The organism is Novosphingobium sp. BL-S-19 (assembly GCF_055521675.1).
In genome coordinates this window covers 2,087,335-2,107,291 of record NZ_CM145498.1, presented here as the reverse complement: position 1 = coordinate 2,107,291, position 19,957 = coordinate 2,087,335, and the positions used below count along the sequence as shown (strand labels likewise).

General features: G+C 61.0%; 21 protein-coding genes, 1 tRNA gene and 1 pseudogene. 6 read left to right on the top strand and 17 right to left on the bottom strand.

The features are described 5' to 3' along the window. Window position 1: 1 nt before the first annotated feature. The 12 genes from ACZ1JV_RS18075 to ACZ1JV_RS18020 all read right to left on the bottom strand — a co-directional run bounded on the left by ACZ1JV_RS18075 (window position 2) and on the right by ACZ1JV_RS18020 (window position 9,793). Window positions 2–538, bottom strand: coding sequence for an N-acetyltransferase family protein (locus ACZ1JV_RS18075; protein ID WP_465149911.1), 537 nt, complete (start codon window positions 536–538; stop codon window positions 2–4). Then, window positions 535–948 (bottom strand): arsenate reductase (glutaredoxin), encoded by a 414-nt coding sequence (arsC, locus tag ACZ1JV_RS18070; protein ID WP_465149910.1) that lies wholly within the window; start codon window positions 946–948, stop codon window positions 535–537. Before arsC ends, ACZ1JV_RS18075 begins: the two co-directional genes overlap by 4 nt. 10 nt (window positions 949–958) lie before the next feature. Then, on the bottom strand, window positions 959–1,288 hold the full coding sequence (locus tag ACZ1JV_RS18065) for an ArsR/SmtB family transcription factor (protein WP_443478367.1): 330 nt from the start codon (window positions 1,286–1,288) through the stop codon (window positions 959–961). A gap of 295 nt (window positions 1,289–1,583) precedes the next feature. Continuing rightward, window positions 1,584–1,769: a hypothetical protein gene (locus tag ACZ1JV_RS18060; protein ID WP_465138470.1), complete on the bottom strand. Its 186-nt coding sequence runs from the start codon at window positions 1,767–1,769 to the stop codon at window positions 1,584–1,586. Continuing rightward, window positions 1,766–2,545, bottom strand: a complete 780-nt coding sequence (locus ACZ1JV_RS18055; protein WP_465149909.1) for an MBL fold metallo-hydrolase — start codon at window positions 2,543–2,545, stop codon at window positions 1,766–1,768. The genes ACZ1JV_RS18060 and ACZ1JV_RS18055 overlap by 4 nt, the downstream gene beginning before the upstream one ends. Beyond that, window positions 2,542–3,330: a TatD family hydrolase gene (locus ACZ1JV_RS18050; protein ID WP_465152603.1), complete on the bottom strand. Its 789-nt coding sequence runs from the start codon at window positions 3,328–3,330 to the stop codon at window positions 2,542–2,544. Before ACZ1JV_RS18050 ends, ACZ1JV_RS18055 begins: the two co-directional genes overlap by 4 nt. Continuing rightward, on the bottom strand, window positions 3,330–4,895 hold the full coding sequence (gene metG / locus ACZ1JV_RS18045; protein ID WP_465149908.1) for a methionine--tRNA ligase: 1,566 nt from the start codon (window positions 4,893–4,895) through the stop codon (window positions 3,330–3,332). The genes ACZ1JV_RS18050 and metG overlap by 1 nt, the downstream gene beginning before the upstream one ends. 26 nt (window positions 4,896–4,921) lie before the next feature. After that, window positions 4,922–5,899 (bottom strand): AAA family ATPase, encoded by a 978-nt coding sequence (locus ACZ1JV_RS18040; protein ID WP_465149907.1) that lies wholly within the window; start codon window positions 5,897–5,899, stop codon window positions 4,922–4,924. Further along, window positions 5,896–6,534, bottom strand: a complete 639-nt coding sequence (gene tmk / locus ACZ1JV_RS18035; protein WP_465149906.1) for a dTMP kinase — start codon at window positions 6,532–6,534, stop codon at window positions 5,896–5,898. The genes ACZ1JV_RS18040 and tmk overlap by 4 nt, the downstream gene beginning before the upstream one ends. Continuing rightward, window positions 6,531–7,694 carry a D-alanyl-D-alanine carboxypeptidase family protein gene (locus ACZ1JV_RS18030; RefSeq protein WP_465149905.1) on the bottom strand — a complete coding sequence of 388 codons (1,164 nt, stop codon included), beginning with the start codon at window positions 7,692–7,694 and terminating at the stop codon, window positions 6,531–6,533. The genes tmk and ACZ1JV_RS18030 overlap by 4 nt, the downstream gene beginning before the upstream one ends. Window positions 7,695–7,758: 64 nt before the next feature. Next, window positions 7,759–8,748, bottom strand: coding sequence for an SPOR domain-containing protein (locus ACZ1JV_RS18025; RefSeq protein WP_465149904.1), 990 nt, complete (start codon window positions 8,746–8,748; stop codon window positions 7,759–7,761). After that, window positions 8,732–9,793, bottom strand: a complete 1,062-nt coding sequence (locus tag ACZ1JV_RS18020) for a lytic murein transglycosylase (protein WP_465152602.1) — start codon at window positions 9,791–9,793, stop codon at window positions 8,732–8,734. Before ACZ1JV_RS18020 ends, ACZ1JV_RS18025 begins: the two co-directional genes overlap by 17 nt. A 174-nt stretch (window positions 9,794–9,967) precedes the next feature. On the opposite strand from ACZ1JV_RS18020, the gene ACZ1JV_RS18015 reads away from it, so the two are divergent. Continuing rightward, window positions 9,968–10,057, top strand: a tRNA-Ser gene (locus ACZ1JV_RS18015). A 247-nt stretch (window positions 10,058–10,304) separates the two neighbouring features. Here the strand turns inward: ACZ1JV_RS18015 and ACZ1JV_RS18010 are convergent. Further along, window positions 10,305–11,741, bottom strand: a complete 1,437-nt coding sequence (locus tag ACZ1JV_RS18010; protein WP_465149903.1) for a hypothetical protein — start codon at window positions 11,739–11,741, stop codon at window positions 10,305–10,307. Further along, window positions 11,738–12,304 carry a TetR/AcrR family transcriptional regulator gene (locus ACZ1JV_RS18005; protein ID WP_465149902.1) on the bottom strand — a complete coding sequence of 189 codons (567 nt, stop codon included), beginning with the start codon at window positions 12,302–12,304 and terminating at the stop codon, window positions 11,738–11,740. The genes ACZ1JV_RS18010 and ACZ1JV_RS18005 overlap by 4 nt, the downstream gene beginning before the upstream one ends. 535 nt (window positions 12,305–12,839) lie before the next feature. On the opposite strand from ACZ1JV_RS18005, the gene ACZ1JV_RS18000 reads away from it, so the two are divergent. After that, on the top strand, window positions 12,840–14,168 hold the full coding sequence (locus ACZ1JV_RS18000) for a surface lipoprotein assembly modifier (RefSeq protein WP_465149901.1): 1,329 nt from the start codon (window positions 12,840–12,842) through the stop codon (window positions 14,166–14,168). A 275-nt stretch (window positions 14,169–14,443) separates the two neighbouring features. Further along, the gene (locus ACZ1JV_RS17995; RefSeq protein ID WP_465149900.1) at window positions 14,444–16,015 is read left to right on the top strand and encodes a transferrin-binding protein-like solute binding protein; all 1,572 of its coding nucleotides are present in this window, start codon (window positions 14,444–14,446) and stop codon (window positions 16,013–16,015) included. A 579-nt stretch (window positions 16,016–16,594) separates the two neighbouring features. Here ACZ1JV_RS17995 and ACZ1JV_RS17990 read toward each other — a convergent pair. Further along, window positions 16,595–17,878 carry a cystathionine gamma-synthase family protein gene (locus tag ACZ1JV_RS17990; RefSeq protein WP_465149899.1) on the bottom strand — a complete coding sequence of 428 codons (1,284 nt, stop codon included), beginning with the start codon at window positions 17,876–17,878 and terminating at the stop codon, window positions 16,595–16,597. A 141-nt stretch (window positions 17,879–18,019) separates the two neighbouring features. Between ACZ1JV_RS17990 and ACZ1JV_RS17985 the strand changes: the two are divergent. The 3 genes and pseudogenes from ACZ1JV_RS17985 to ACZ1JV_RS17975 form a co-directional block, all read left to right on the top strand. After that, window positions 18,020–18,118: pseudogene (locus ACZ1JV_RS17985) on the top strand (winged helix-turn-helix transcriptional regulator); the annotation flags it as partial. A gap of 36 nt (window positions 18,119–18,154) precedes the next feature. After that, complete coding sequence (locus ACZ1JV_RS17980; RefSeq protein ID WP_465138531.1) at window positions 18,155–18,466, top strand: Lrp/AsnC family transcriptional regulator; 312 nt, start codon at window positions 18,155–18,157, stop codon at window positions 18,464–18,466. 96 nt (window positions 18,467–18,562) lie between these two features. Next, window positions 18,563–18,985, top strand: a complete 423-nt coding sequence (locus ACZ1JV_RS17975) for a TonB-dependent receptor domain-containing protein (protein ID WP_465149898.1) — start codon at window positions 18,563–18,565, stop codon at window positions 18,983–18,985. Here the strand turns inward: ACZ1JV_RS17975 and ACZ1JV_RS17970 are convergent. Both ACZ1JV_RS17970 and ACZ1JV_RS17965 read right to left on the bottom strand, forming a co-directional pair. Further along, window positions 18,982–19,575 (bottom strand): extensin-like domain-containing protein, encoded by a 594-nt coding sequence (locus tag ACZ1JV_RS17970; protein ID WP_465149897.1) that lies wholly within the window; start codon window positions 19,573–19,575, stop codon window positions 18,982–18,984. The two genes, ACZ1JV_RS17975 and ACZ1JV_RS17970, sit on opposite strands and share 4 nt — an antisense overlap. A 159-nt stretch (window positions 19,576–19,734) precedes the next feature. Further along, window positions 19,735–19,932: a hypothetical protein gene (locus ACZ1JV_RS17965; protein ID WP_465138456.1), complete on the bottom strand. Its 198-nt coding sequence runs from the start codon at window positions 19,930–19,932 to the stop codon at window positions 19,735–19,737. Between the last annotated feature and the right edge of the window lie 25 nt (window positions 19,933–19,957).

Here is a 19,957-nt window from a genome sequence, read left to right as displayed (position 1 = left end):
GTCAGTCCTTCCCAGGCGCGATAGGCGCGGTCGAAATACCGCTGCCCAAGGCGATCTGCATGTAAACCGTGTCGAGCCAGCGGCCGGCCTTCCAGCCCATGCCGGTCAAGCGCCCTGCGTGCTCAAAACCGCAGGAACCGTGGAGCGCTACCGAGGCAGGTTCCGCCCCGCCGATGACCGCAACCATGCGGCGGAAGCCGTGAGCCTCGGCGGCTTCCAGCAAGGCCTTGAGCAGCAATTTGCCGATGCCGCCACCGCGCCGGTCGTGCGCCACGTAGATGCTGTTCTCGCAGGCATAGGCGTAGGCGGGGCGATCCCGGAACTGCGTAGCGTAGGCATAGCCGACCACTTGATCGCCATCGCAGGCGACGAGGAACGGCCAGCCCCGGCCGGTCACCGTCAAGATCTTCTCGGCGGTCTGTTCTTCGGTCGGGGGTACGACTTCGTAGGTCGCCGTGCCGTGAAGAACGTGATGGGCGTAGATTGAGGCGATCGCCTCGGCATCGCCGACCGTCACCCTACGAACCGAAAGGCTCATCGCCGGGTCGCTTCCACGACTTCGCCGTCTTCCTTGACGAAAGTCCCGCGCTGCTCGGTGGGCAGGAGGTCCAGCACTTCTTCGGAAGGGCGGCAGAGCTTCACGCCCAGCGGCGACACCACAAGCGGCCGATTGATGAGGATGGGATGCTCCATCATCGCGTCGACCAAGGCCTCGTCCGTCAAGGTCTCGTCGCCGAGGCCCAGTTCAGCATAAGGCGTACCCTTCTCGCGCAGCAGAGCGAGCGGGGTGATGCCGGCCCGCGCGATGAGTTCCATCAGCAGCGCGCGACTTGGCGGCGTCTTCAGGTACTCGACGACATGAGGCTCTATGCCCGCATTGCGGATCATGGCCAGGGCATTACGAGAGGTCCCGCAAAGCGGGTTATGGTAGATCACGATATCGGTCATTGTTGCCTCTTCAGCAGCAGGTAAGTTCGGCCAGAAGCGGCTCGCACAGTTCGGCGCGTCCCTGGCAGCAATCCTTGGCCAGATAGACCATCAATCCGCGCAGCGCGTCGAGGTTGGCACGCTGGATTTGTTGGCGGCCACGCTTCTCGGAAAGCACCAGTCCGGCCTTCGCCATCACGGCCAGATGCGTCGAAAACGTGCTCTGGGTCAGCCCCGATGCCTCGACCAGTTCGCCGGTCGACAGTCCTTCAGGCTCGTGCCGGATCAGCAGGCGGAACGCATCGAGCCGCGTCGGATGGCCGAGAGCGGAGAGAATCGAAAGTGCATCGCCGGTGTCCATACATCGTTTTTATCCGATGCATATCTGGCGGTCAACAACTATCGGTTAATCCCGATTGATAACATGCCTTGTGATGAAAATCCCGCCGGACTTAAGGCACATCCGCGATTTACGATCATGCGAGTGTGAAGTGATCCGCCTGCGGCGAATTACACTTCCCACTCCCCTGATCGTCCAATCAGATATCCGACGACAGTCTGGACAGCGAAAACTATCTAACTCGCTCAAACTACGTCGATAACCACGGCGGGGTGCTGATATATGTAAAATATCGGCATCCGCCGCAGCCGCTCGATTACTGCCGCCCGTGCAGTCCCAGCACCTGGATCAGCATCACCAATCCAATGATGATGGCCGCCCAGATCAGTGCGAGCTTCAGACCTTTCGAAAATCCGAGCTGCCGAAACCGTGAATTGCTGGTGACCAGAATGAGCGCGCCGATCACCGAAATGACACCAACGATCGTCGCCGTGTTGCTCATGGTTCGATTACCATCCCGTCATAGCCGACCACCACGTTGTCCGGCACTTCCGTGCTCAGTGTCGCATAGTCCATCGACTTGTCGAGATGTGTAAGCACCGCCTTGCCGACACGGCATACCGAGGCGAGTTCCAACGCCATGCCCAAGTGCGCATGAGTCGGATGCGGCTCCCGGCGCAGACAGTCCACCACAAGCAGATCGGCGCCGTAGCAAAGATCGATCATGCCTCTGGTAATTTCGCTGAAATCCGTCGCGTAACAGACTGATTTTCCGTCACAATCGAAGCGGAACGCCGTCGATTCTGCCGGACCATGCGGCATTTGCACGTGATCGACGCGAAATCCTTCGCAAAGACGCAAGGTGTCCAGATTGTCGAGGCTGACGAGCGTCGGATAACCGAACTGTCCGGCAAAGACGTATCCGAAGCGCTGACGCAGGCGGCGCACGGTCTCCGAATTGGCAAACCCCGGGATCGGCCCGGCGCGGCCGTAGCGCAGCGGCCGCATGTCATCGATACCGTGGCAATGGTCCGCATGGTCATGCGTCCAGAACACCGCGTCGATGCGATGGATATCATTGGCAAGAAGCTGGGCGCGGAGATCGGTCGGCGTATCGACAAGAATGCGACTGCCGGCATCGCTTTCCAACAGGATCGAAACGCGTGTGCGGCGGTTCTTTGGCTCGTCGGGATCGCAAAGTCCCCAATCCGCGCCGAATTCACCGCCGAGGCGCGGTACGCCGGTCGACGTGCCGCTGCCGAGGATCACGACCTTCACGCGGCAACCTCTCGATCGGCTTTCCTGAACAGTGCGAAGAAGTTGCGCGACGTAACTTCCCCCAGTTGCTCCACGCTCACACCGCGCAAGTTCGCGACGAAACGCGCGGTATCGGCCGTATAGGCCGGCTCACAGCGCCTGCCGCGATGCGGTACCGGCGCAAGGAACGGAGAATCGGTCTCAACCAGCAGACGATCTTCAGGAATGGTCTTAACTACTTCCTGCAAGTCCAGGGCATTCTTGAACGTGACGATGCCGGAAATCGAGATCGTCAGGCCTAGGCCCAGCACCTTGCGGCCGAAATCGGCGCTGGCGGTGAAGCAGTGGATCAGTGCGGGGAAGCCCCCCTTCCCTGTCTCCTCCTCAAGGATGCGGAACGTATCGTCCTCCGCATCGCGGGTATGGATGATCAACGGCAATCCGGTTTCGCGCGAGACCTGGATGTGCGTCCGGAAGAGCGCCTGTTGCACGTCGCGGTCGGACTTGTCGTAATAGTAGTCGAGCCCGGTCTCGCCGATGCCGATGACCTTGGGATGCCGGGTCGCTTCCAGCAACGCCGCTTCGCCAAGATCGGCATGCTGATCCGCTTCGTGCGGATGAATGCCGACCGAAGCCCAGACGTCCGGAATACGCGCAGCCGTGCCGACCACGCGATCCCATTCGCTCTGCCGCGTCGAGATATTGAGGAAACCCTTGATCCCGGCAGCACGAGCGCGATCGAGCACACCCTGCTGGTCCTCAACAAGGCCTTCGTATTCGAGGTGGCAGTGCGAATCTATAAACATCAAGCAGTTGCTTCCGTATCCTCGGGCAGTTCGAGGCGGGGGAACACGCCCTCCGGCTTGTCGACCTTGAAGCCACTGGCCGTCAGGGCCGCGAACCAGTTCGCATCCCCCAGAACGCTGTAATCGCGCGCATCGGCAGCGACGCCCATCTGGTCGAGCAATTTGTCGATCGCCGTCGGCACAACCGGGCGCACGGCAATGGCAAGATCGCGCACGACGCGGAACAGCGTCATCAGTACGGCTTCCATTCGGGCGGGATCGGTCTTGCGCAGCGTCCACGGCGCCTGTTCGTCAACGTACTGGTTGCAGGCGAACACCGCACGCATCCACGCTTCCAAGCCATCGCTGAATGCCAGATCGGTGAAACCCTTGCGCAGCCCGGCAATCCCCTCGGCAACAGCAGCAAAGAGCGACTTGTCCGCTTCGGATTCCTCGTAACCGGCCTTCAGAACGCCATCCATGTTTTTGAAAATCATGGAAAGACTACGCTGCGCAAGATTGCCGAAGCTGTTCGCCAGTTCGGCGTTGGCCCGCGTGACGATCGCTTCCGGCGACCACGATCCATCCTGTCCAAAAGCGACTTCGCGCAGGAGGAAGTAACGCACGGTATCGACGCCGAAAGTCCCTGCCAGCGCGATCGGATCGGTGACATTGCCGAGCGACTTCGATTCCTTTTGCCCGCGATTGAGCAGGAACCCGTGGCCATAGACCTGCTTGGGCAGCGGCAGGCCCGCGCTCATCAGGAAAGCCGGCCAATAGACGGTGTGGAAGCGGACGATGTCCTTGCCGATCAGATGCAGGTCGGCCGGCCAGTACTTCGCATAATCGCCAGTTTCGTCCGGGAAGCCGAGACCGGTGATATAGTTGGTCAAGGCGTCGACCCAGACGTACATCACATGGCTATCGCTGCCGGGTACCTTGATGCCCCAGTCGAAGCTGGTGCGCGAAACGGAGAGATCGCGCAGGCCGCCTTCGACGAAGCGCTGGATCTCGTTACGGCGCGTTTCCGGGCGAATGAAATCGCCGGAATTGTAGAGGTCGAGCAGCTTGTCCTGATACTTGGACAGCCGGAAGAACCACGATTCCTCCACCGTCCATTCGACCGGGGTGCCCTGCGGCGAGAGCTTGGCGCCCCCTTCCCCCGCTACCAGTTCGGACTCGTCGTAATAGGCTTCGTCGCGGACCGAATACCAACCCTCGTAACGGTCGAGGTAAAGGTCTCCATTGGCCTCCATTCGGCGCCACAGCTCCTGCGTGGCGGCGTGGTGGCGAGGCTCGGTCGTGCGGATGAATACATCGTAATCGATGTTAAGAGCCGCGCACATATCTATGAAATGCTGTGACATTTCAGTCGCAAGCTGCGCCGGCGTAATGCCAAGGTCACGGGCCTTCTGCGCCATCTTCAGGCCGTGCTCGTCGGTTCCGGTCTGGAACCGCACGTCGAAACCTTCCGCCTTGCGGTGGCGGGCGATGACGTCGGCGGCAATGGCCTCATAGGCATGACCGATATGCGGCTTGCCGTTGGGGTAGGAGATGGCGGTGGTGACGTAGTAAGGCTCGGCCATGCGGCGTCGCAATTCCTTGCTGGAGTTTACGGGCGAGCCGCCTCTCTAGGCATCGCCGCGGATGCCAGCAAGCCGCCAATTTCCATTATGAGGAGCCCGGCGTCGAAATTGTAGGTCGGCGCCTGCGCGGAAATCCGCATCAGCGCGCCATGCGCCTCGATCAGCGCGAGCTGGCCTGCGCGGGATGTCGAGACCAGTTCGCCGGCAAGTACGGTACGGGCCAGTTCCAGCGCGGCCAGTTGTCGGTTTCGGGTCGGACGCGCGCCCATCTCTTCTGCCAGGGCCCCGCGCAAGTGATAGCTGCGATCGCCCTCGCGCAGAATTCGCAGCATCAGGTCGTGAATGCCACCAAGGTCGTTTTCTACGAAGCTGAGCGCCATCCCCGGCGAGCCTTGTGCCGCCTGGATCGCCGCCTGACGCGTCAAGACGTCGGATTCCGGCACGTCCCGGCGGATCACCGCGTCCAGTTCCGCTTCATCGAGCGCAGCGAAGCGCAGGACGCGGCAGCGCGAGCGAACCGTTGGCAACAAGCGGCCGGGCTGGTGCGTAACGAGCAGGAAGAATGTGCCGGCGGGCGGCTCCTCCAGCGCTTTCAGCAGCGCATTGACCGCACTTTTTTCCAGTTCATCGGCCGGATCGATGACGATGGCGCGACGGTCACCCAGCGTGGGTTTGGTCGCAAGGCGGCGGATCATCTCGCGCACCTGATCGACTGAGATACTGCGCTTGGCCTGCCAGGGCTTGCCTTCCGCCTTCTTCTTGGCTTCATCCTCGTTGGCGGGAAGCGCTTCGAGAATGTGAATATCGGGATGCGTAGCAAAGTCGGGCCGCGGTTGACCCGGTTGGCGTACCAGTTCGGCGGCCGCAGCGCGCGCAAAAGCCCGCTTGCCTAGGCCCCGCTGGCCGGCAAGCAACCACGCGTGGTGCATCCGCTCGGACGCGATCGCCGCCAGCCATTCCTGCCACGCCTCACGCTGGCCGATGAAAGGCAGGTCCTCGTTCAAGCCGCACCTGCCAGCAGCGGCTCAAGCGCGGCCATGGCCAGCGCCGAGGTTTGCTCCGGCGTGCCGTTGCCATCGATCCGGGCAAAGCGCGTCGGCTCGGCATCCGCGAAGCGCCCGAAAGCCTCAGCAACGCGGGCGTGATAGGCCGCTTCGCGACCACCGATCCGGTCGGTTCCATCAACATCGCGCCGCGCGAGGCGGGCGGCGGACTCTGCAGGAGACACCACGAAAAGCAGGGTCAGGTCGGGCAGTAATCCCTCGCTGCCGATGGCGTGGAGCGTGCGGATGTCGGCATCGGAAAGGCCGCCTCCGCCCCCTTGATAGGCCCGGCTCGAATCGAGAAAGCGATCGCAGATCACCCAGGCCCCACGCTCGATGGCGGGGCGGATCAGCTTTTCGACGTGATCGGAACGCGCGGCAGCGAACAGCAGCGCTTCGGCGCGCGCGCCCCAGCCTTCACCCTCCGCATGGAGGACAAGGTTGCGAATGGCCTCGGCGCCTTGAGTGCCGCCGGGTTCGCGGGTGATCACCACCTCGATCCCGCGAGCGCGCAGCGCCTCTGCCACAAGCCGTGCCTGGGTGGACTTGCCCGCCCCTTCCCCGCCCTCAAGCGCGATGAATTTTCCCTGCATCATGCGAAAAGATTGATAAACCCGTTCCATAGCCTGTCCAGCGGTCCGCCGACAGCGACATCGCGCGCGGCGTAAAGTGGAACGTGGCCGGGGGCGAGGCCGTCGACCTTGATCTCAAGCTGGCCGACCTCGTCACCCTTGCGGATCGGAGCCTGCAATGGCCCCTTGTAGTGAACCGCCAGCGTAACCTTGCGGTTATCGCCCTTGGGCAGCGTCGCATGGACCTCGCGATTAGCAACCAGCGGCACCGAACGGTCAACGCCGCCCTGCACTTGTGCTTCGGCAACGGGTTGCCCCTGATCGAACAGATGGCGCGGCGTCCAGGCGTCAAAGCCCCATTCCAGCAGCGCACGCGCTGCGGCGTCGCGCTGCTTCGGCAGCGGCGATGCCGCCAGCACCATGACCAGTCGGCGCCCATCGCGCTCGGCCGTGCCAAGGAAGTTGTAGCCGGCTTCGCGCGTGTACCCGGTCTTGATGCCATCCGCGCCGGGGACGACGCCGACCGTCGGATCATGGCTGCGCATGGCTACGTCACGCCAGAAGTAGTGCTTCACGCCCGAAAATTCGCGATAAAGCGCGGGATGGCGAGTGATCATGGCGTCCGCCAGGCGGACCAGATCGCTGGCGGTGACGTAAGTGTTGCCTTCGTCCATCCAGCCATTCGGCGTGTTGTAGTGGCTGCGCGTCATGCCCAGACGGCGCGCGGCATCGTTCATCTTTGCGGTCCAGGCCGGAACGCTTCCCGCATATCCCTGCGCCAGCACGATGGCCCCGTCATTCGACGACGCGGTCATGATGCCGTGCAATAGATCGGTCGTGGTCGGCTGATCCTTTTCCGTGAGGTACATCGAGGTACCCTTGGCGAACCATTCCTTCGCGGTTTCCGGACGGACGGAGAAGCGACGGTCCAGCGGCAGGCGGCCGGCATCGATTTCCTCGAACGCGACGAAAGCCGTCATCACCTTTGTCACCGAGGCGGGGAGAAAGGGAACGTCAGGGTGATTCTGGACCAGGACCTGCCCGGAACCGAGGTCCACGAGCAGGCTGACCGGAATGCCCGCAAGCTCCGCAGGCGGCGTCGGAACGGCTGCGTTGGCCGGAACGCCGAGTGCAAGAGCAAGTGCAGGAACGAGAAAACGGGCGGACTTACGGAACGACTTCAAGACGCGACTTCTCCCGGCGACCCCTCGCGAAAGGCGGGAACGGAGGTGGATGCGCCCGAAAGTTTCAGTCGGCGCGCTGGATTCGTGCGTCGCTATACCCTGCGGCGCGGGCCTTCTCCAGCGCTGCGGCAGCTTGTGCACCATTTGCGAAGGGGCCGAGTCGCACGCGCCAGAACTTGCCGGCAGGTGAAACTTGAGCACCGAGTTGCTTGGCCGCTTTTCGGGCGTTTGCCTCCACGCCAAACATGCCGATCTGCACGACCTGCTGGTCCTTCGGCGCCGTTTCCGTCGAATGCTGGGCCGCAGGCGCAGAGGCCTCCGGCTTCCGTACGGCGTCCGCCGTGGGCGCAGGCTTAGGCTTCTGCACTGCCGGAGCGACCGGCCGAGGGGCCGCTTCCAACATCGAGACCGGCTTCGAGGCTGGCGGAACAGCCGAATCGCCTGGCTGCTGGAAAGGCGGCCCCTTGGGCATCGTCGGTGGCGTGGACGGCGGCTGCAGCAGCGGCGATTGTTCGGAAAGCTTGCGCCGCAGAACCTTGAGCAATCCCTCCGGCGTTGCCATGCGTTCCGGTGCATGGTTTCCCGCGCGCAGCAAGGCGCGTTCCACTTCGGGCGGGTTTACGCGGCGCACGCGGATCGCGGCATGAGCGCCGGGTGCAATGCCCAACTGCGCTGCCGCATCGGGGGACAGTTCGGCCAAATCCTCGTTCGCCATGGGTCCGCGCCGCGTGATGCGCACCAGGATTGTGCGGCCGCTATCCAGCGCAGTGATCTCGGCATAACTGGGCAAGGGCAGCGTCTTGTGCGCGGCGGTTACGCCGCCCCCCTCGCCCACCACGCCATAACCCACAGCGTCATAATTCAACTGGTCGGAAGGCGTCCACGTCGTCCCGCCGATGGTAAACGGATCGCCGACGATCACGGGATAGTCGGCAGCCGGGCCGTTGGCGGTGTCTGCTGCGGCAGTTCTGTCCTTTGCAGGAGATGCAGTGGGCAATACGGCAAGGGAAATCAGCACTGCCAAAGGCAGTCCATGGTTAACGGGCAATCTCATCTGCAAGCAATCCCACCGACAACGCGTAGTAGTTGGAGCAGTTGTACTGGAGGATCACACGATAATTCCCGGTTAACAGATAGGCAGGAGTGCCCGGCCCGTCCGGTTGGAAAAGCGATGCCTGCACCTGATCGCCAATTGGACCAAGCGCGTTCACGCCAAGCGCACGCCATTCGGCCACACTCTTCCACTGCGAGTGCCGCGCATGGACTGCCGTGCAGGTTGGCGCCGAAAGCTTGGAGGCATAAGCGTTCGTCGGAAATCCGGCGGGAATAGAGGCGCGGACGCCCCAGGGCTGCCCTGGCCGCCAGCCGGCATCGCGGAAATAGTTGGCGATGGAGGCCAAGGTGTCGGCCGGGCTGGAGAAAATGTCGCGCGTACCGTTGCCGTCACCATCGGCCGCAAGGCGAAGATAGACGCTGGGCAGGAATTGCGGATAGCCAAAGGCACCTGCCCAGCTTCCCTTCAGCTTGTAGGTCGGCACACCCTGATCGACCATTTTCATCAGCGCGATCAGCTCGTTTTCGAAAAGCTGGCGACGCCGGCCTTCCCACGCCAGCGTCGCCAGCGAACGGGCCAGGTCGAAATCGCCAACATAGCTGCCGTAGTTGGTTTCATGCCCCCAGATCGCGAACAGCATCTTCGCCGGCACGCCGTAACGCTTTTCGATGGCCGGCAGTAGCGCCGCATTCTGCGCATAGCGATCGCGGCCCCGGGCAATGATGCTGGGCCCGACATGCTGCGCGATATAGGGCGCGACGGGCGGCGGCGAGCTGCTGCGATTGGGCTGAGCACTGTCCAGCGAGATAACCCGATCGTTCGGCGTCAGGCCGGTCAGTACCCGAGAGATGGTCTGCTGGCTGACGCCTTCGCGTTTAGCCCGCGCGGCGACAGTCTGCAGATACGCATCGAAAGTTTGCCCGGCGACGCTCTGCACAACGGGTTGAGCCGTCAGCGGTGAAAGCGGCAGCAATCCAAGCACCGGTGCAATGGCGGCTGCAAGAAACGGGATGCGCAAGGAACGAAGCTTTGAAGAACCAGTCATCGCCTGCAAATCTCGCACAACGCGCTCCGGATGCAAATGGTTGGGGCACCTGAGCCGTGGACAGCCGCCGCAAACGCGCGGCAACCCACCCCAATCGCCATTTCAATGATCTGTGGTTGGCTGCACGTGGCCCCTTGCAAGCCGCATCGATTTCTCTATGCGCATTGCCCGAACGGACAGGTGGCCGAGTGGTTTAAGGCAGCGGTCTTGAAAACCGCCGTGGGTGCAAGCTCACCGTGGGTTCGAATCCCACCCTGTCCGCCAACGGCCCTTCCCAAGAGATCCCAGGAGTACCGAAAAACCGCTGATTTCTGCGGAAAATTCTGGTATAGTTCCTGAAGATCCCGGTTTGTTTCATCGCACATGCCCGCTGAAATCGGTTGCATCCAATATGGACATGCGAAGTCTGGGCGGGACGGCCAGTTTTCGGCCGCAGATTCGATTGCCCTCCTTTCATTGGCTGGCATATCCTTGGCTGCAGGCCACAAATTCGCCTTGGCAAGCCTGACGCTCAAGAGGGACCGTGTTTCTCGGGGTTCTTCGGTTCTCGCCCGCGCGCGATTGCCACGATCGCAAGGAACGATGCTACCGCCAGACACATCCACGCAAAGACATCCCCTATCCTGGCATAGAGCGTCTCGCCGCCCGGGCCTGCGAGGGGCAATTCACCAACCACCACGGTCAGCCCCTCGCTAACCACCTGCTTCGTTATCAGCCGTCCATAGCGGTCATTGAGTGTGAGCAAACCATCCCGCGCGCTTCGCGCGAGCGGTGTGCCTGTCTCGATGGAGCGCAGGATAGCCGGCCTGGCATGCGCCCAGCCATCGCTGCCGAAATCCCATGCCGGTACCGCAAGCATGACCGGATGGTTGGCCGCTGCATCCTTCCGGATTGTGGCATGAAAATCCATGTCCTTGCAGATTTCCGGCATGATGCCGCCCGGAAGCATGAGGGATCCAGTGCCGGGCGCGAAATATCGGGTCTCCAGGCCGACCACCAGATGCCGCTTGGCGTAAGTCGGATTGGGTGTGGCTGTATCTTTGCCGGTGCCGAGCGCAGTCACGAGATTGCGCCGCGCGCCCGCGAAATCGCCATTGTATCCAACAAGCGCCACCGCGCCGATGGCGCGCGCTGCGGCGTCTACAGGCGCAAGCGCTGCAGTCCCCCATTGCGGCGCCAGGCGAGCACTGTTTTCAGGCAGCAAGACGAGAGCAACGCGCTTTCCGGCAAGCGCCTCGATTCCTTTCGCATATTGAGCAAATATCAGCCGCGTTCGCGCCTCGTCCAGCTGGCCGGTGTCACCGACGAGACTGTTGCCCGCCATCAGTGCCAAGCGTATCGAACCCTCGCTTTGGTTGGTCGTACGCCATGCCCCGAGACCGGCGTTGAGGGCGAAGATCGAGACTGCTGCAATCAGCCAGGAGACACTGCGCTGCCTGGCACTTTCAGCGAGAGCAGCGGCGACCAGTCCGATCAAGAAAGTCACTGCGGCGAAGCCGCCCAAAGCAGCGGACTGCGCCATCATAGGCATATCGACCTGAGAGTTGGCGGGAGACATTACCGCGCCGCCGGCCGGGGCGAACGAGAGCAGGTAATCGGCTGCCGCAAACCCCGTCGCAAAAGCGATCACACCCGCCATTGCCCCAAGCCGCAAGTGGACGCGCCGTGCAATCATCACTGTCAGCCCGTAAATCAACGCAGGGCCGCACAGTATCTGTGCAAGTATCGCTACGGGCATGATCGAGCCGTATGCGCCCAGCAGGTTGCTCGTTCCAAGCGCATAACTGGCAAAGGCCGCCAGGAAAGTCGCACCCGCTTGCCTTCCAGAAAAGGCATACCACAGCACCGGAACTGGAGCGATCCAGGCGAGATACCAATGTTCGCCGAGCCCCAGCGACAGGAAAAATCCCGCCGCAGAAAGTAGCGTTGCAACCAGCCAGACGATCATGCCCTGCCCTCCCGTACCTGACTTTCGATCAGGCGGCGCATCGTGTTTCGGTAGAAGGCCTTAAAGTCCTCGACATTGCCGGAAACTCGCCCTGCCCGATGGAAAGAAATGAGCCCCTGCCCCAGGGCGGCGACCGCAACCATGATCTCACCCGCGCGGTCTGGGCTTGCGAACTCGGCGATCAGACGCATTTGCAGCGATACCGCTGGCGATCCTCCGGCAAGAAAATCATCCGGATATTTGAGCGCCTTGTCGGAATAGACCAGGAAAGCCGCGTCAAACCGTGCAGGCGCATCGAGGGCATAGGCGAGATATGCCTCACCGATTGCATCGAGCCATTCCCGCGCGGGTCGACTACTGATGGCGTCCACTCTCCTTCGCCATTCGGCTACGCCTTCAGCAACCAAAGCGTCGATCAGCGACTGCCGGTTTTCGAAGTGGCGATAGATCGCCATCGGCGTGACACCAACTTCTCCCGCCACCTTGCGCAACGACAGGCCTGCCTCACCAACGGTCTCGAATTGCCGCCAGGCGGCCGAAAGGATGCGCTCTCTCGTCCCCATGTATACACCGTATACCTGCCGGGACATGCAGCGCAATTGGATTGTGTCACCAGATCACATCATCAAGGTAAAGACCGTTGAAGTTTGAGCGAGCTCGGGCTCACGATTGCCGGCAGCAACCGCCCGGGTCCGGAACGGCAGATTTCCGGTTGAAACGCTGAAATCCTGCAGTTGCGCTTTCGGGAGCGCTGCTGAGCGCCGCATATGACCGGGATGTGGGGGCGGATCGGGCATCAAAAAGTGCTACCCGCAGGTATCCTTTGAGGTTGGCTAGGAAAGCGGACAGGCGGCTTCCAGGATCGCCAAAATGCCCGCCGAACGATCGCAATGCGGGCGGTTGTCAACCGGAGGCTTAAGTCGGGTTACAAGGATGAGGTGGGAGACGCCATTCCGGCGATAATGACAATATTTGTCATGAACGCGTTCTGCGGTGAGCCGAAAAGGCACTTTCTAGACAAGCGGCTTCTTCGTCCGCTAAATCGCCCCCAGACAGGGGTGTGACATTCAAATTCAGCGATTGTTGGTGGCAACGGTCTTGGCGGGCCTTGCAACCAGCGTTGGCGCTCAAGTGACAGACAGCCGGAGTGCCTCTGTCGCGGCAGTTGGCGCGCCAAAAACCGCCAGTTCGGGGCTTTCTGCGTCGCAGGTTTTTGCGCTTGCAGAGGAAGCGCTCAGCAAACGCGATTTCGCGACTGCGGAGATGGCTTATCGCGCCCTCAGCCATGATCCGAATCTGGAGATCCGCACGGAGGCGAGATTTCGTCTCGGAATGATGTTGGCTGACCAGCTCAAACGCTATTCAGAAGCCGCCTTCGAGTTTCGCCGGATCCTCGATGACAAGCCCGGCGCCGCACGCGTACGCCTTGAGCTTGCACGAATGCACGCTGCGCTTGGTAATTTCGGAGCCGCGCGGAAGGAGTTGCGCGCCGCCGAGGCAGCCGGTCTTCCGCGCGCCGTGGAACAGCTAGTACGTTTTTATTCGCGCGCGCTGGATGCTCGAAAGCCATTCGGGGGCTCCTTCGAACTAGCGCTTGCTCCGGACAGCAACATCAATCGCGCCACGCGATCAGATACGCTGGGCACGGTTATCGGCGACTTCACGCTCGGCAAAGATGCAAAGGCTAAGTCGGGCTTGGGCATAGACGCGCAAGGCCAGGCCTATTCTCGGATCGGCATCGAGCCAGGCGCTGACCTTCTTGTCAGAGTCTCGGGCAACGCAATGCTATATGGCGATGCCGACTTCAACGATATTACCACCGGGATTGAGGCAGGTCCGCAATACAACTGGAACGGTAACCAGCTGACCTTTTCGGCAGGTCCTGCATGGCGCTGGTATGGACGCCATCTCTACAGCGCAAAGGTTGGCGGCAATGTCACTTGGCAGCGCCCGTCCGGCAAACGCAGCCAAGTCCGCGTCGACGGAGGCATTGCGCACATTACCAACAAGCAAAACGCCCTCCAGACTGCTGACGACTTCACGCTGTCGGCAGCACTCGACCGCGCTTTCGGTGCGAGGTCAGGGGGAGGCCTTCAGATTTTTGGGTTCCGGGAAGCCGCGCGGGACCCCGGCTATTCTTTGGCCAGCGGCGGGACCTCGATCTACTTGTTCCGTGAGCTTGGCCGCACCACGGTGGTCGGCACGCTGGGATATAGCCACCTGGAAGCCGATAGGCGCCTATTCCTGTATCCTGACCGCCGCATTGAAAACCGGTACAGCGCCAGCATTGCGGCCACGCTGAGGAGGTTGCATCTGGGCCGCTTCGCCCCGGTGGTTCGCGTTAAATGGGAGCGAAACCGCTCTTCCATCGAAATTTATGACTACCGCCGCGTGGCCGCTGAATTTGGCATCACGTCGGCGTTTTGAGGGGGCAACTTGTGCGTTCAATCCATTCTTGCAAGCTGATGACGATGACTTCGCTGACGGTGCTCAGCCTGACACTTGCTGCCTGCGGCGGTGGTAGCGGCGTCAATTCCACCCCGTCGCCAACCCCGACTCCTGCGCCGACGCCGACGCCGACGTCAACCCCGACTCCTACGCCAACTCCCACGCCTACGCCTACGCCCACACCGACGCCAACTCCGACTCCGACTCCGACTCCGACAAAGATAATCGGGCAGCCCACCGTCACATCGCAATTCGTGGCGGACGCCAATGTTTTGCAGGCAAAGTACGATGTCGGCCGCATAAAGTCGGCCTCAGGCTCAACCGCCGAAGAGGCAAGCATCGCTTATGACGCCGATACGGGCAGCATGACTATCACTACCGATGGGAATGCGATCACCTTTTTGCCGACGGACTTGCTTGCGCCGGCAAGCAACCTCTCCCGATATGAGAAATCCGACGGCAAAAGCCTTACGCGTCTCGAGATATTGTGGGGAAATCGATCCGAATGGACCACTGCTCCTGAATACGTTGTGTTGGGACAAGTACTCTCGAAGACAAGTGACGTAACGACGGGGCTGGATGATTTCGAGGCAACGGATTTTGTTTTCGGGTTGCCCAGCGAGGCATCGTCCATCCCTCGGACGGGCAGTGCCACATACGCGCTCTCATTTGTCGGCACTCGCACCTCGAAGGCGACCGACACCCTCTTGCAAATGTCCGGTTCGGGAACCGCCTTAGTCGATTTCGCAGGGGGATTGGTCGACATTTCCGGCAAGACCTCATCATACAATTGGCCCAGCGGGGGCATCACAGGTGTTGAAAATCCCGGTGAGGTGAAAGCGCAGGGGAGGATCTCCTCGACTGCAAATCGCTTCACTGGCACGTTCACGGCTACAGCGGGCTCTGCAGACGCATATTCCGGAGATCTCACCGGCTCCTTCTATGGCCCCAAGTCACAAGAAATTGGTGGAACGCTTTACGGCAACTCCAACCCGCTTTTCTTCAGCCTGGCTTTCGCTGGTTACACCGTACCGGCGACAGGGGTGAACGATACCCTTGCCAACCTGAAAGGCACGACACGGTTCCGAACGGTTGTGGCATCGTCTACTGCTGCCCCCATGAGCAATCCGGTTGGCGAGGCGCTCATCTATGATGCCGATAGCCAGACATACACCTACCTGGGTAATGGCCTGGACACGTTCTCGTTTTCGTTCGGCCGTGACAACCGCACGCCCGACAAGGATGCGGGCGACCTGCGCAATTATGGCGCTGCGCTCCGCACTTTTGATGGCAAGGCGCAATACTCGATAGACGTGTTCGATGGCCGGGCAGACGGCATCGAATTCACGTACGCAAGTTTCATGCGCGTTCTTTCCACCCGAACGGATTTGGATGACAATGTTACGGGGAAGGCCGTCAACTATGTTGGCTTCGGCAATTTCACGCCTGCCGACCAAATGCCGCGAACCGGCAGCGCAACTTACACGGGCCTTCTCTATGGTGACGTCTTCGATGGCACCGGGCCGATTGCTTCTTTGACGGGGCAGTCAGAATTGTCCGCTAATTTCGCCACGGGAGCACTGTCATCCACCCTGCTGCCCACCCAAGTTAATGCTGATGGCAGTTCGACTGCACTGGGCAGGTATGATTTCAATGGAACAATCGATGCATATACTGCCGCATTCGTTGCTTCGCGAAATGGGGGTGCCGGCGATTTGACTGGGCGGTTCTATGGAGACAAGGCACAGGAGTATGCAGCGGTATTTAATATCAACGACCCTGCGGTCGGAAAAATGACGGGCATCAGCATCGGGAAACGGCCTTAAAGCCCCAATGTTTTGGCGGCGTGGCAGTGGATACGTCTCTCCATTGCCACGTTGTCACACCCAATATTCGCTGGTGGACACAGGCCTGGATCAATTCGACGCGTTCCTGTTAAGAGATGGGCCCGCAATTCGAAGCGCTCGGACCAGCGAGCCAATCCGCAATTTGCGGCCCACCGTGTTGGCTCCGCCCTACCGACGCTGACTGTCCGGTTTCGGGGTGTCAAACGACGCCGGGAATTGGGCCGGGGGCGACGCCCCGATCTGCCAATCGAAGCCAACGTGCTACGATACAGAAAGTGATTCGGAATTTCTCGCTACCCAGTAAAATGTGGGTTCGATTTCCTGCAACTAGCCCACCGTCGAGTGGGTACAAAGCGGGGTATCGCGAAAGAACGCGATTAAATTTTCTCTTTTAAATCAGGGGTTAATTGGTAATTTTGACGGACGCCCTATCCGCCAAGCGCCCCTCCCAAAAGCCTTCAAAGCGGCGTATTTTCGCCGATTTTTCAGGCATAACCCTCTATATGATCTCTGACAGGGCGAGGGACGAGCCAGCGAAGCCCGCCCCCCCATAACCGGTCAGGCCGCGTCCAGCGCTTGCGAAAGATCGGCGACGATATCGTCCGCATGCTCGATGCCGATAGACAGGCGGATGGTCGCCTCGAGCACCCCGATGCGATCGCGAACATCCAACGGGACCCCGGAATGCGTCGTGGTGGCGGGATGGCTCGCTAGCGACTCCGTACCGCCCAAGCTGACCGCCAGCTTGAATATCTGAAGCGCGTTCAGAAAGCGGAATGCCGCTGGCTGCCCGCCCTGTATATCGAACGAGAATGTGGACCCGGCCCCGCTGCATTGCGCGGCAAAAACCTCCGCAGCTCGCGAACCTTCCGGATAGTAAGGTGGATAAGCCACGCCCATCACCTTGGGGTGCGATTGCAGAAATGCCGCCGCCCTCGCGGCATTCGCATTGGCGCGATCCATCCTCAGCCCCAATGTTTCCAGCGAACGGCTCAACATCCAGCAGCTATGCGGATCCAATTGCGTACCGATGGCACTACGCAGCAAACGCACTTCGCGCATCAGGCTAGCCGATCCGAGTGCCGCCCCTGCGACAAGATCGGAATGACCGCCCACATACTTGGTGAGCGAATAGAGGGAAATATCGGCGCCATGACGCAGCGGGTGCTGGTAGACGGGACCAAGCAGAGTATTGTCGACGACGAGCAGCGGACGGCGCCCTTCTTCATCGGCAAGTTTGTCGCACATGCGCTTCAGAAGCTCGATATCGACCAGGCTGTTGGTCGGGTTTGCGGGCGTTTCGATCAGCACCATCGAAACACGTCCCAACGTGGCAGCGTGGCGTGCCGCGGCCGCAATGGCTTCTTCGTCAAGCCCATCGGCAAACCCCACCGCCTTGATGCCAAGGTTCGCCAGTGTGCGAGCCAGCAGCGTTTCGGTGCCGCCATAGAGCGGCTGGGAATGCAGGATCACATCGCCCGGTCGCACGAAGGCCAGAATGGTCGTCGTGATCGCAGCCATCCCGGAAGAGAAGACCACGCCGGCCTCCGCGCCTTCGTAGACCGAAAGGCGATCTTCCACGATCTCGCTGTTGGGGTGGTTGAACCGAGAATAGACAAGACCCCGCCCCTGCCCCGGCGGCGGATCCTTGCGGCCTGCGACATAGTCGAAGAAATCCCGGCCCTCTTCCGCCGTTGGGAAAACGAAAGTCGACGTCAGGAATACCGGAGGCTTTACCGCACCTTCCGATAGGAGGGGGTCGTAACCGTAATTCAGCATCAGGGTTTCGGGATGCAGCGCGTGTTCACCAATCCTGGTCTTGCTCTCGCGGGGCGCCGTCATTTCAACTCTCCTGGCAGAATGGTTGGCCTGGCTGGACAAGGCCGGTCTTCGGCAGACTAACAGCAGTTGCGAGGTCAATGTTTGCGAAATCTCGCCTCGAATGCCATCGTTATTGGCAGAAAGTAGCTGAAAGTTGATTTTGTGCCGCAGAAAATTGCTGACTCGGCGGACCGCCGAATTCTTCAGGTCCTTCAATGCGAAGGACGAATCTCAAATGCGGAACTGGCTGAGCGGGTGGGACTTTCCGCATCGCCCTGCTTGCGGCGCGTACGCCGGATGGAAGAGGCCGGAATCATTCAGGGCTATACTGCTCGCGTGGATCCGGCCGTGGAAGGCTGGTCGATCCGCGCTCTCGTCCTGATACGCCTGTCACGCCAGCATGAGGATGAAATCCTGATGTTCGAGGACGCGGTACGCGGGTGGGACGAAGTGGCCGAATGCCATCTCGTCACCGGCTCTCCAGACTATGTACTGAAAGTCAGGGCTCGCGGGCTGGAGGACTATGAGCAGTTCGTGAAGCAGAAGATCGCCCGCCTTAAATGTGTCGCGTCGATCGAGACGAGCTTCATCATGAGCACGATCAAATGAGAGCGGCGCGAGAGCGACAAGATCGCCTTGCAGTGTTTGTTCCGGGCCGATCAAGTTTGCTGGCGGTGCCGTGATGAGGCTTGGCTGGTTGTAATCATGTCAAAGCGGTACCGCCATGAGATCCCCGCCGCTGAACCGATCACGGATTTCCAAGGCATTCATTTGGTGAACATCAGCCTGCGTTACCAGCATAAGGGCATCTACGTGACGCCGGTTGGTTACCAGATCACCCAACAGAACATGATGACGCCCGATCCCGCAGGGACGCTATGCGGCACTTCCACCTGTCTCGTCCAAACCGGCGAGGGCCGCGTGCGCGGGATCGAACTGGAGGCCAAGGCCAGCCTACCGTTCGGTCTGGCGGTTATCGGCACGACCACGCGCACATTCACGACTTGCCGCAACGCCGCCCCATCTGCCTTGCCATTGGGCGACATCGGTCCAATACGCCCGCCTAAGTCTTGTCTGCTGAAAAGAGGCTTGGCACCATTTCCGGCTGTCATTCCGCCGGACGGCTAGCGACAGGCTTTCCACCCACCCAAACGCCTTGCCTGGTCGAGATGCAGATGATCGGCGTGGGCTGCATTATAGTCGGGCGAAAGCACCGTAGCGAAAGTGTCGCAGGCCCCGTCGCGCACCACGTGCAGGAAGGCGGCATCGTCCACGCCCCCTTTCCAGTCGCGCTTGACCTCGATGCGGCGTCCGTTTTTCAGCACAAAGGCAGAGACGTCGATGGCATTGCCCGTGGCATGCTCGCTCCATGCCCCCCTGTCGCCATTGCCGATCCGGCGGCAGTTCACGGTTCCCAGATGCTCGATCCGGGCAACGCGGCTGCCAAACATCGCTTTCGCCTGCGGCTGGACGGTATGCCGAAGCCAAAATGCCAAGCCCGCGTCCACTGCACAGGTCGCTTCCACGCGCTGCGGTTTCAGCCTGACGTCGGGCAGCGAGAGAATGCCGCGATCCTCACGCCGGCACGCGCCTGAGCCTTCCGGTGGCAGCGGCGCGTTAGGTAATGAGCTTCGTTCCAGAAAGGCGCGGCATTCGGTGGAATCTGCACGTAGCGCCGCCAGCTTGCGATCTGTTGCCCAGCCCGGCTGCTCATCCAACGTAAGCGGCGCCCAGGGATTGTCGCCCGGATGATCATGCAGCCAGTTCAGACCGGCCAGTACCAGGCAGGAGAATATCAGGAGCGAGACTGTTATGCGGTCTACGGGAAAGGACATGCACCCTCAACGCCGTCCCCGCCGCTTCGCTCCGGCCAAGAGCTAATCGAGCAGCGAGAAGATCGCCCAGGCAAGCCCGGTGGCGCCGAGGAACAGCGGCCAGGACCAATAAAGCTCATGCCCTTCATAAAGGGTGTGAGTGATCGCCAGCATCCCACCGCGCGAGCCTTGGGAACCAATAACCAGCGATACCACCCACGTGAGCAGGAATGCCGGAATCAAGGCTTTGATGATTGCCATGACGGTGCCTGAATTTTTTGCCTAT